Source organism: Hydrogenophaga sp. (genome assembly GCF_030656115.1).
In the GTDB taxonomy this organism is placed as follows: domain Bacteria; phylum Pseudomonadota; class Gammaproteobacteria; order Burkholderiales; family Burkholderiaceae_C; genus Hydrogenophaga.
Map to the genome: position 1 here is coordinate 1 of NZ_JAUSOO010000135.1, position 9911 is coordinate 9911.

The window sequence follows — 9911 nt, forward strand, 5'->3', positions numbered from 1 at the left end:
GGCACCGCGCGGGCAGCGCCTGAACGTGATGGCTGCGTTGTTCAGCAGTGGCAAGGTTGTGCATGCCCGCTACTGGTTGAGCAGCACCGCCGAGGTCTTCCTGGGTTTTGTGTCGGAGCTGGCAAAGAATGTCGGCAAGCCGGTGGTGATCGTGCTGGACAACGCGTCGATTCACCGAGCAGCTGCGATTCAGCCAGCGCTCAAACTGCTGCAAAAGAGCGGTGTGACGTTGAAATTCCTGCCACCGTACAGCCCTGAACTCAACCGCATCGAGGTGATGTGGCGGCTGATGAAGCATCGCTGGCTGGCGCTCAAGCGGCGCAGCAAAGAGGAGCTTGAGCAGGCTGTGGATCATGTGTTTGCCAACTTTGGCGGGAAATTCAAGATGGATTTTTGAGGTGGACTATTTGTATGGTATGACTTAACACCAAGCCTTGCAGCGGCAACCAACTGCTGCAAGGCACGTATGTGAGCTACGGTACGGGTGCCTCGTTCCAACCGGGCGTTGGCGAGAAAGCCCGGCCGGTGAGTTCAAGACCCAGCTGCAGACCCTGAGCCAGCAGCCCGGCATGGGTTACCTCAACGCGCTGGCCGCGCGCAGCGATGTGAACTGGCAGCAGGTGCAGCTGGCGCACAACCAGTGGAACTACAAGCAAGAGGGGCTGACGCCAGCGGGCGCGGCGCTGCTGGCGGCAGCTGTGGCCTGGGCCATGCCCGCAGGCGCGGGCGCCAACCTGTTGGGCACCACGGGCGCGACCACCAGCGCCATGGCCAACGCCGCGTTCATGAGCCTGGCGAGCACGGCGGCCATCACCTTTGTGAACAACAAAGGCAACATCGGCAAGACGCTGGAGGCGCTGGCCAGGTCCGAGACGGTCAAGGGCATCATCGCAGCGGCGCTCACCGCTGGGGTGCTGGACAAGCTCAATGCGACGCAGACCTTGTCGGACCTGTCCAAAAAAACCGGCTTCTCCGACAAGCTGACCTACAACCTCATCAACGCCGGAGGCCGGGCGCTCACCAACACCGCCATCAACGGCGGCAACCTAGAAGACGCGCTCAAACAAGCGCTCATTGGCGGCTTGGTGGACACGGTGCACGGCCAGGTGGCCAGCCAGTTCAAGGTGCTGGAGAGCGAGTATCTGGCTCACAAACTCGCGCATGCGCTGGCTGGGTGTGTGGCCGGGGCTGCTGCGGGTGGTGCTTGCAAGGACGGGGCGATTGGGGCTGCGGTGGGGGAGGTCATAGCAGGCCCAGGCGGTCTGCTCAAGCCCAAGAACGGCATGTTCTACACCGAGGAAGAAAAACGCAACGTGCTGGCCGTGGCCAAGCTGGTCGGTGGTGCCGTCAGTGCCTACGCGGGCGGAGATGCCCAGACGGCCATCACCACCGCCGAGACGGCGGTGACCAACAACGCGTTCTTTGTGCCGCCATTGGTGTACCTGCTGACCGCTGCGGCGAGTGCATACACGACGGGTGTCGGCCAGGGTAACCCGGCCGAGGGGCTCAAAGTCATCGGCAACGGCGCCGACCCCCTGAGCAAGGCGCTGGCAAGCACCGCGCAAGCTGGCGTAGAGCTGTCCATGAGCCAGTTCCCGGCGCAAACACAAGCTGCGCTGAACCTGCTGGCCGCTTCGGGCCAAGTCGTTGACGCAACGCTGTGCTATGTGGACGACAAGACGGGCAAGGTGGTCAGCACCCAGTGGAACAGCCTGTCGCCCGATACCCGCTCCATGCTGATTGGCGCGGGCAAGGTCACCGGTGTGGTGTTCAGCCCGGTTGGCATTGGACAGATCAAGAACCTGGTGGTCAACGCGCCAAAGGCTGCCAGTGAGCAGACCAGGACACTGGCGCTGCAGAACATGATTCGCGATGCAGGCGCCGTTGACCCTGCCAGCGGCAAACCTAAACTGGACTTGCAGGCGCTGACCAAGCCCGATGTGCAGGGCAACTATGCGCTCAAGGAAATGACGGGCGACCTGTTCGGCAGCTCGACCATGCAAACCTTGTTCAAGGACGCACAATATGTGGGAGGTGCCAAGCTGGGCGATCACGGTTTGGATGCGGTCTACAAGGTCAACGACAAAAATGTGGACTTCCTGTTTGTTGAGTACAAATACAACACATCGAAACAGGGCATGACCAACAATGGGTTGCAAGGTTCAATGGGTTGGGTGACAGGGTCCAACCGTATCGATAAGGCGGTGGGCGATAAGCTTGCCACCAGCGTTTACCAGGCGGCTCGCACAGGGCGTACCGAAACGCTGTTGATCCAGACACTGCCGGACGGGCGGTCCAACGTGAAGCTGCTCGATGTCAATGGCAAATCCATTCACATATCCCAATCGAAACTGGATCTGGTGCAGCGCATCTCCAGCAATTTGAACAAAGGAATCCAACCATGATCAGGGCTCCGTTGGGCGACAAAGCCTATTGGAATGAGCGGGTTGCAAATCGCTGGAACTCCATCACGATGGCCGAAGAGCAGCTCAAGACGCCAGCAGTTTGGAAGCAATATGAGGCCGAATATTTGTGGGGCTACACCCAGGATCACCCGCGTCAAACACTCACGCAGTACTCGCGCGGCGACCCCATTGCCCAGCTCTACAACCCATTCCCCAAAGTGTTGGACGCCTGGGAGCAGTCCAACCGCGAGGCCGAACACATTGAGCGCGAATACAAGCCCGAACACGTACGGGCCTGGGAGTTCCGTCTGGACTATCTGGAGCACTACAACTGGTGCTTCTGGTTGGTTGGTCTGGCGCTGGTCTTCAATATTCCAAACGACCAATGGGATCGCCTGGTTGCCTTGATCGGTGGTGAGGGTGAAGACCAACTGCTCGACCGGGTGATCGCCACACGGCAGAAAGAGCGTCCCATCGGAGGCAAGCTGCTGCACAAGAAGCCCTACGCCCGCTTGCTCAAAGCGGTCGAGTCAGCACCAGACCAACAAGCGCCCCTGCTTCGGGATTTTGTTGACCATTGGTATGCGGAACTCAAGCGCCCCTACAACAAAACCATCTGGTGGTACGACTACGGCGACCCCGAGGTCAACCCTCTGGAAAAAGGCAGCTACTTCGGGCGTTGGTGCGTTGAAGCTGTTGCAGCGGTCAAAGCATTTGGGCTGGACGATTCGCTCTGCTTGGGGCATGAACACTACCCGGGCGACTTGCTGCGCCCTCAAGGCCCGAGCACACATCAGCGAGCGTCGTCCGGGTTGGGATGGCTCAAGAGCTTGTTCAGGAAAGGCCCAGCGTCATGACCAGAAAGGTGCTGGGGGTGATCCTCGCCGTGCTGGCATTTCTGTCGGTCTACGCGCTGTTTCCCAACTTGTGGCTGCTGGATGTGTTTGGTCGTGACCATGCAGCGTGGGTTGGCCTGTGCAAGATGGTTTGCGCTGTCGCCGCAGCGTCGTGGGTTCATTACCGGTGGTTTCGCGCAAAAGGCGCACGAGACTCTTGAACGAAGGCATCCGCCACACCATCACCGAAAGCCGCCCCAAAGAGAGCGACCACGTCGTCTGAAAGCGCCAGCTGGGCTCGGGCAGCACGGTCGAGACCATGACGCTACCCAGCTTCACCGGCCCCAGGCCGCCGGTGTTCAACGCCCAGGGCGGGCTGGCGGTGCAAGTGCCTGCCGGTGAGTTGCGCACGCAGATCCAGGCGCTGAGCCAGCAGCCGGACATGGCGTACCTGAACGAGTTGGCCCAGCGCAAGGACGTGAACTGGCAGCCGGTGAAGCTGGTTTTTGACCAGTGGAGCGACAAGCAAGAGGGGTTGACGCCGGCCGGTGCGGCGCTCCTGGGCGCTCCTGGGCGCAGCTGTGGCATGGGCCACCGGTGGGATGGGTGCGAACCCGATAGGCGGCACTGTCACCAACGCAACGACTGGCGCCGTATCGACAACGCTGGGTGGCCGCATGGCCAACGCCGCCTTCACCAACCTGGCCAGTCAGGCGGCCATCACCGTTGTCAACAACAAGGGCAACATCGGCAAGTCGCTGAGCGACCTGGTCAAGAGCGACATCGTCAAGGCCACGATTGCGGCGGCGCTGACAGCTGGCGCCATGGCGCAGCTCAATACCATCCCTGCCATGGCGGAGCTTGGCGTCAAGCTCAACTCAGGTCAGGCTGGACCCTCTGAGAAGCTCACCTACAACCTCATCAACGCCGGTGGGCGGGCCCTGACCAACACCGCCATCAACGGTGGCAACCTGGAAGAAGCGCTCAAGCAGGCGCTGGTGGGCGGGCTGGTGGACACCGCGCATGGGGCTGTGTCCAGCCAGATCAAGGCGGCGGTGTTTGACTACCTGGCCCACAAACTGGCGCATGCGCTGGCCGAGTGCGTGGCCGGGGCGGCGGCCGGTGGGGCGTACCGGGACGGGGCGATTGGGGCTGCGGTAGGGGAAATCATTGCGGGCCCCGGCGGGCTGATCAAGCCCCGGAACGGCATGTTCTACATCGAAGAAGAAAAGCGCAACGCCCTGGGCTTGGCCAAACTGGTCGGTGGCGCCGTCAGTGCCTACGCAGGGGGCAACGCGCAAACGGCCATCACCACAGCCGAGGCGGTGGTGACCAGCAACGCGTTCTTTGCAGACTGGCTGGCGCTGGCGCTCAGACCCCCAACGCGCGGTGGCGTGTTGCTGTGTCGGCAGGTGTTCAGTTGCGGTCTTGCTTGGGCGGCCGTGGTGGTGTGACATGGATTTTTGGCAACACTTGAACCGGCACAATCACGGACGGCTGCTCCTCCACGGGAGCGGGAACCACCGAGACGGTTGGTGGCACAGGCGGCACCAGCGTGAGCAATTCGGGCGGCATCGGGACAATCACCACCACAGGCGTCCATGTTTCCGGAACAACCGGCGGCCACTCATCCGGCGGTGGCTGTTGCGGATAGACAGGCAGCGGGTACACCGGCACCGGAACGACCGCCGTTGGACCTGTTGGACCCGTAGCTCCCGTGGCCCCTGTTTCACCGGTAGCGCCTGTAGCACCAGTTGCTCCGGTGTCACCCGCAGCGCCTGTGGCTCCCGTTGAACCTGTAGCGCCCGCAGGGCCTGCTGGACCTGTAGCACCTGTAGCACCTGTAGCACCTGTAGCACCTACAGCGCCAGCTGCTCCGGTTTCACCTGTAGCACCTGTGGCTCCCGTTGAACCTGCGGCTCCCGTGGGTCCTGCTGGACCAGCCGCACCTGCAGCTCCATCTGTACCAGTAGCACCGGTAGCCCCCGTAAGGCCTGTGGCGCCTGTAGCTCCCGTTGAACCAGTAGGTCCTGCTGGACCAGCCGCACCTGTTTCACCTGTAGTACCCGTGGGCCCTGCTGGACCAGTCGCACCCGTAGCGCCAGTTTCACCCATGGCCCCATCGGCACCTGTAGCTCCATCTGTACCAGCAGCACCGGTAGCCCCCGTAAGGCCTGTGGCGCCTGTAGCTCCCGCTGAACCGATGGCACCAGTTTCACCTGTAGCACCTGTAACTCCATCTGCACCAGCAGCTCCTGTCAGGCCTGTAGCGCCTACAGCGCCAACGGCTCCGGTGTCACCTGTAGCGCCTGTGGCTCCCGTTGAACCTGTGGCTCCCGTAGGTCCTGCTGGACCAGCCGCACCTGCGGCACCAGTGGCACCAGTTGAACCTGCGGCGCCAGCAGCTCCAGTGTCGCCTGTAGCGCCATCTGCACCTGTAGCACCTGTAGCACCTGTAGCACCTGTGGCTCCCGTTGAACCGATGGCACCTGTTTCACCTGTAGCGCCCGTGGGCCCTGCTGGACCAGTCGCACCCGTGGCACCTGTAACTCCATCTGCACCAGCAGCCCCTGTCAGGCCTGTAGCGCCTACAGCACCAACGGCTCCGGTGTCACCCGCAGCACCTGTGGCTCCCGTAGGTCCTGCTGGACCAGCAGCGCCCGTGTCGCCCGCTGCCCCATCCGCACCTGCAGCGCCAGTTGCTCCGGTTTCGCCTGCAGCCCCTGTGGCTCCCGTTGAACCTATGGCACCTGTTTCACCTGTAGTACCCGTGGGCCCTACTGGACCAGTCGCACCCGTAGCGCCAGTTTCACCCATGGCCCCATCGGCACCTGTAGCTCCATCTGTACCAGCAGCACCGGTAGCCCCCGTAAGGCCCGTGTCGCCTGTAGCTCCATCTGCACCAGCAGCTCCTGTCAGGCCTGTAGCGCCTGTAGCGCCTGTAGCGCCTGTAGCACCAGTTGCCCCGGTGTCACCCGCAGCGCCTGTGGCTCCCGTTGAACCTGTAGCGCCCGCAGGGCCTGCTGGACCTGTGGCACCTGTTTCACCGATTGCCCCATCGGCACCAGCAGCCCCAGTTAAACCTACAGCGCCAACTGCTCCGGTTTCACCTGTAGCCCCTATGGCTCCCGTTGAACCTATGGCACCTGTTTCACCTGTAGCGCCCGTGGGCCCTGCTGGACCAGTCGCACCCGTGGCACCTGTGGCACCTGTGGCACCTGTAACTCCATCTGCACCAGCAGCCCCTGTCAGGCCTGTAGCGCCTACAGCACCAACGGCTCCGGTGTCACCCGCAGCACCTGTGGCTCCCGTAGGTCCTGCTGGACCAGCCGCACCCGGGGCTCCAGCAGCGCCCGTGTCGCCTGTAGCTCCATCTGCACCAGCAGCTCCTGTCAGGCCTATAGCGCCTACAGCACCAACGGCTCCGGTGTCACCCGCAGCGCCTGTGGCTCCCATAGGTCCTACTGGGCCAGTCGCACCTGCAGCACCCGTGGCACCCGTGACCCCATCGGCACCTGTAGCTCCATCTGCACCAGCAGCTCCTGTCAGGCCTGTAGCGCCCGTGGGCCCTGCTGGACCAGTCGCACCCGTGGCACCTGTGGCCCCATCGGCACCTGTAGCACCTGCAACTCCATCTGCACCAGCAGCGCCAGTTGCTCCGGTGTCGCCTGTAGCGCCATCTGCACCAGCAGCTCCTGTCAGGCCTGTAGCGCCTACAGCACCAACGGCTCCGGTATCACCTGTAGCGCCTGTGTCTCCCATTGAACCTGCGGCTCCCGTGGGTCCTGCTGGACCAGTCGCACCGGTAGCTCCATCCACACCTGCGGCACCTGCGGCACCTACAGCACCAGCAGCTCCTGTTACGCCTGTGGCACCGGTAGCTCCCGTGGCGCCTGTAGCACCTGTAGCACCTGTAGCACCTGTAGCACCTGTAGCACCAGTTTCACCCATGGCCCCATCGGCACCTGTAGCTCCATCTGTACCAGCAGCTCCTGTCAGGCCTGTAGCGCCTACAGCACCAACGGCTCCGGTATCACCTGTAGCGCCTGTGGCTCCCGTAGGTCCTACTGGACCTGTGGCACCTGTTTCACCGATTGCCCCATCGGCACCAGTAGCACCTGTAGCCCCAGTTAAACCCACAGCGCCAGTTGCTCCGGTTTCACCTGTAGCCCCTGTGGCTCCCGTTGAACCTGCGGCTCCCGTGGGTCCTGCTGGACCAGTCGCACCCGTAGCGCCAGTTTCACCCATGGCCCCATCGGCACCTGTAGCTCCATCTGTACCAGCAGCACCGGTAGCCCCCGTAAGGCCTGTGGCACCCGTAGGTCCTGCTTGACCAGTCGCGCCTGCAGTACCTGTAGCTCCATCCGCACCTGCGGCCCCGGTGGCCCCGGTGGCCCCGGTGGCACCAGTTGAACCTGCCACGCCAGCAGCTCCGGTATCGCCTGTAGCGCCTGTGGCACCCGTAGGTCCTGCTGGACCAGTCGCACCTGAAGCACCTGTAGCTCCGTCCGCACCAGCAGCGCCAGTGTCCCCCGTTGCCCCATCGGCACCTGTAGCACCTGTGGCTCCCGTTACCCCATCCGCACCAGCAGCTCCGGTAGCGCCTGTGGCTCCCGTAGGCCCTGCTGGACCAGTGGCACCCGTGGCACCTGTAACTCCATCTGCACCAGCAGCTCCTGTCAGGCCTGTAGCGCCTACAGCGCCTACAGCGCCAACGGCTCCGGTGTCACCTGTAGCCCCTGTAGCTCCCGTTGAACCTGCGGCTCCCGTGGGTCCTGCTTGACCAGTCGCACCTGCAGTACCTGTAGCTCCATCCGCACCTGCGGCACCGGTGGCACCGGTGGCACCAGTTGAACCTGCCACGCCAGCAGCTCCGGTATCGCCTGTAGCGCCTGTGGCTCCCGTAGGTCCTACTGGGCCAGTCGCACCTGCAGCACCTGTAGCTCCATCTGCACCAGCAGCTCCTGTCAGGCCTGTAGCGCCTACAGCACCAACGGCTCCGGTGTCACCTGTAGCTCCCGTTGAACCGATGGCACCTGCAGCACCGGTGGCCCCGGTAGCACCGGTTGAACCTGCCACGCCAGCAGCTCCGGTAGCTCCTGTAGAGCCTGTGGCTCCCGTAGGTCCTGCTGGACCAGTCGCACCTGTTTCACCGATTGCCCCATCGGCACCTGTAGCACCTACAGCGCCAGCTGCTCCGATTTCACCTGTAGCCCCTGTAGCTCCCGTTGAACCTATGGCACCTGTTTCACCTGTAGTACCCGTGGGCCCTGCTGGACCAGTCGCACCCATGGCACCCGTGGCCCCATCGGCACCTGTAGTTCCATCTGTACCAGCAGCACCGGTAGCCCCAGTAAGGCCCGTGGCGCCTGTAGCTCCCGTTGCCCCATCCGCACCTGCGGCACCAGTCGCACCAGTGGCACCTACGGCGCCAGCAGCTCCGGTGTCGCCTGTAGCCCCTGTAGCGCCTGTGGCTCCCGTAGGCCCTGCTGGACCAGTCGCACCTGCAGCACCTGTAGCTCCATCTGCACCAGCAGCTCCTGTCAGGCCTGTAGCGCCTACAGCGCCAACGGCTCCGGTGTCACCTGTAGCCCCTGTAGCTCCCGCTGAACCTGCGGCTCCCGTGGATCCTGCTGGACCAGTCGCACCGGTAGCTCCATCCACACCTGCGGCACCGGTGGCACCTACAGCACCAGCAGCTCCTGTTACGCCTGTGGCACCGGTAGCTCCCGTGGCGCCTGAAGCACCTGTGGCACCCATGGCCCCATCGGCACCTGTAGCTCCATCTGCACCAGCAGCGCCAGTTGCTCCGGTGTCGCCTGTAGCGCCTGTAGCTCCCGCTGAACCTGTGGCTCCCGTAGGTCCTGCTTGACCAGTCGCACCTGCAGCACCGGTGGCACCGGTTGAACCTGCAGCACCAGTTACTCCGGTTTCACCTGTAGCCCCTGTAGCCCCTGTAGCTCCCGTTGAACCGATGGCACCTGTTTCACCTGTAGTACCCGTGGGCCCTGCTGGACCAGTCGCACCCGTGGCACCCGTGGCCCCATCGGCACCTGTAGCTCCATCTGTACCAGCAGCACCGGTAGCCCCAGTAAGGCCCGTGGCGCCTGCAGCTCCCGTTGAACCTGTGGCACCTGTAGATCCTGCTGGACCAGCGGCGCCCGTGTCGCCTGTAGCTCCATCTGCACCAGCAGCTCCTGTCAGGCCTGTAGCGCCTACAGCACCAACGGCTCCGGTATCGCCTGTAGCGCCTGTGGCTCCCGTAGGTCCTGCTGGACCAGTCGCACCTGCAGCACCTGTAGCTCCATCCGCACCTGCGGCACCGGTGGTCCCGGTTGAACCTGCGGCGCCAGCAGCTCCGGTGTCGCCTGTAGCTCCATCTGCACCAGTAGCTCCGGTAGCTCCTGTGGCTCCCGTAGGTCCTGCTGGACCTGTGGCACCTGTTTCACCGATTGCCCCATCGGCACCTGTAGCACCTGTAGCCCCAGTTGAACCTACAGCGCCAGTTGCTCCGGTTTCACCTGCAGCACCTGTAACTCCATCTGCTCCAGCAGCTCCTGTCAGGCCTGTCGCGCCTACAGCACCAACGGCTCCGGTATCGCCTGTAGCGCCTGTGGCTCCCGTAGGTCCTGCTGGACCAGTCGCACCTGTTTCACCGATTGCCCCATCG

General features: G+C 63.4%; 12 protein-coding genes. 5 read left to right on the forward strand and 7 right to left on the reverse strand.

Features of this window, described 5'->3' with window-relative positions:
* The 5 genes from Q7J58_RS18040 to Q7J58_RS18060 all read left to right on the forward strand — a co-directional run.
* The coding region (locus tag Q7J58_RS18040; RefSeq protein ID WP_304830968.1) for a transposase at window positions 1-397 on the forward strand (397 nt) is incomplete at its 5' end.
* 172 nt (window positions 398-569) lie between these two features.
* Window positions 570-2405: a DUF637 domain-containing protein gene (locus Q7J58_RS18045; RefSeq protein ID WP_304830970.1), complete on the forward strand. Its 1836-nt coding sequence runs from the start codon at window positions 570-572 to the stop codon at window positions 2403-2405.
* Window positions 2402-3262 (forward strand): PoNe immunity protein domain-containing protein, encoded by an 861-nt coding sequence (locus tag Q7J58_RS18050; protein WP_304830972.1) that lies wholly within the window; start codon window positions 2402-2404, stop codon window positions 3260-3262. Before Q7J58_RS18045 ends, Q7J58_RS18050 begins: the two co-directional genes overlap by 4 nt.
* Complete coding sequence (locus Q7J58_RS18055; RefSeq protein ID WP_304830974.1) at window positions 3259-3462, forward strand: hypothetical protein; 204 nt, start codon at window positions 3259-3261, stop codon at window positions 3460-3462. The genes Q7J58_RS18050 and Q7J58_RS18055 overlap by 4 nt, the downstream gene beginning before the upstream one ends.
* A 456-nt stretch (window positions 3463-3918) precedes the next feature.
* Complete coding sequence (locus Q7J58_RS18060; RefSeq protein ID WP_304830975.1) at window positions 3919-4695, forward strand: DUF637 domain-containing protein; 777 nt, start codon at window positions 3919-3921, stop codon at window positions 4693-4695.
* Between the two features lie 405 nt (window positions 4696-5100).
* On the opposite strand, the gene Q7J58_RS18065 is transcribed toward Q7J58_RS18060, so the two are convergent.
* The 7 genes from Q7J58_RS18065 to Q7J58_RS18095 all read right to left on the reverse strand — a co-directional run bounded on the left by Q7J58_RS18065 (window position 5101) and on the right by Q7J58_RS18095 (window position 9627).
* Window positions 5101-5487 carry a hypothetical protein gene (locus Q7J58_RS18065; protein WP_304830977.1) on the reverse strand — a complete coding sequence of 129 codons (387 nt, stop codon included), beginning with the start codon at window positions 5485-5487 and terminating at the stop codon, window positions 5101-5103.
* 27 nt (window positions 5488-5514) lie between these two features.
* On the reverse strand, window positions 5515-5730 hold the full coding sequence (locus tag Q7J58_RS18070; protein WP_304830979.1) for a hypothetical protein: 216 nt from the start codon (window positions 5728-5730) through the stop codon (window positions 5515-5517).
* A gap of 426 nt (window positions 5731-6156) precedes the next feature.
* Window positions 6157-6288 (reverse strand): hypothetical protein, encoded by a 132-nt coding sequence (locus Q7J58_RS18075; RefSeq protein WP_304830981.1) that lies wholly within the window; start codon window positions 6286-6288, stop codon window positions 6157-6159.
* Between the two features lie 498 nt (window positions 6289-6786).
* Window positions 6787-6927, reverse strand: coding sequence for a hypothetical protein (locus tag Q7J58_RS18080; RefSeq protein WP_304830983.1), 141 nt, complete (start codon window positions 6925-6927; stop codon window positions 6787-6789).
* Window positions 6928-7371: 444 nt separating this feature from the next.
* Complete coding sequence (locus Q7J58_RS18085; protein WP_304830985.1) at window positions 7372-7791, reverse strand: hypothetical protein; 420 nt, start codon at window positions 7789-7791, stop codon at window positions 7372-7374.
* Window positions 7792-8946: 1155 nt separating this feature from the next.
* A complete protein-coding gene (locus tag Q7J58_RS18090) occupies window positions 8947-9159 on the reverse strand; it encodes a hypothetical protein (protein ID WP_304830987.1) in 213 nt (70 codons plus the stop codon).
* 297 nt (window positions 9160-9456) lie between these two features.
* Entirely contained in the window at window positions 9457-9627 is a 171-nt protein-coding gene (locus tag Q7J58_RS18095) for a hypothetical protein (protein WP_304830989.1), read from the reverse strand.
* Between the last annotated feature and the right edge of the window lie 284 nt (window positions 9628-9911).